Source organism: Arthrobacter gyeryongensis, from assembly GCF_039543785.1.
Taxonomy (GTDB): Bacteria; Actinomycetota; Actinomycetes; order Actinomycetales; family Micrococcaceae; genus Arthrobacter; species Arthrobacter gyeryongensis.
This window is the reverse complement of sequence record NZ_BAABKK010000043.1, coordinates 1-1,007: the sequence shown is the minus strand read 5'-3', so window position 1 is coordinate 1,007 and position 1,007 is coordinate 1. Positions and strand designations below refer to the sequence as shown.

Here is a 1,007-nt window from a genome sequence, read left to right as displayed (position 1 = left end):
TAGCCGATGGCAACTGCGTCACCGTGAGGTGGGGTGGGAAGGAAGCCGGAGGCAAATCCCTGCACCGAGGGACACGAACCGCATAGAAGGCATGTTGGTTGGGGTGAGCCAGCACGAGATGGTGAAGCCCGTTCCACCGAAACGGCCAGTGTGTAGATGCGGCGGGGGCAGGGGGAAAGTAAATGTTCTTATCCGGGGAGATCTGTTCCAGTGCGTCATCCGGGATGCCGGTTGGAGCGGGACGGCTTTAAGGGTCGTTCTGATGGGGCAGAAGTCAGCCGAGGTCGTAGTACCGGCGGGAATCATGCGTGGTTTGCCGGGAAGGGCCGAACGTTGGGAAATGACATGTTGAGCGGGCATTGCTCGTGAACATCGCTTTGATCGCAGCCATCCCGCGGACGCGGGCGAGCACGGGGAGGTATCGGTGAATCCGGGAGATAGCCGTGCTCAGCGTAGTGATGTTCCGGCGCGTGCCGGTAATACTGTCGGCGGCCCTCCGGGGGATCTGTGGGAACTGGTGTTCTCGCGGGAAAACCTGTTGGCCGCGTTACGCCGCGTCGAGGCGAACGCGGGTGCTCCCGGTGCTGACGGGACGCGTACGGAGGAACTCCGTTCGTGGCTCTTAGGACACTGGGCAGGTGTCCGGGAGGAACTCGATGCGGGCACGTACCGTCCGCAACCGGTGCGTCAGGTGATGATTCCCAAGCCTGACGGCGGGCAGCGGAGGCTGGGTGTGCCGGCCGTGCTGGACCGGTTGGTCCAGCAGGCGATCGCGCAGGTGCTTGTCCCGGTGTTCGATCCGGGGTTCGTGCCGGTCTCGTATGGGTTCCGGCCGAAGAAAAGCGCTCATGATGCGGTCCGGGTTGCCCGGACCGTGGTCGGGCAGGGCTATCGGTGGGTGATTGAAGTGGATCTGGATGCGTTCTTTGACCGGGTCAACCACGATGCATTGATGGCCCGTGTTGCGCGGAAAGTGAGGGACAAGAGGCTGTTGGGCCTGATACGCC

At 63.0% G+C, this 1,007-nt stretch carries 1 protein-coding gene; it reads left to right on the top strand.

The features are described 5' to 3' along the window. Positions 1 to 424: 424 nt before the first annotated feature. A partial coding sequence (locus ABEA18_RS24070) for a reverse transcriptase domain-containing protein (protein WP_345453820.1) occupies positions 425 to 1,007 on the top strand: 583 nt, incomplete at its 3' end.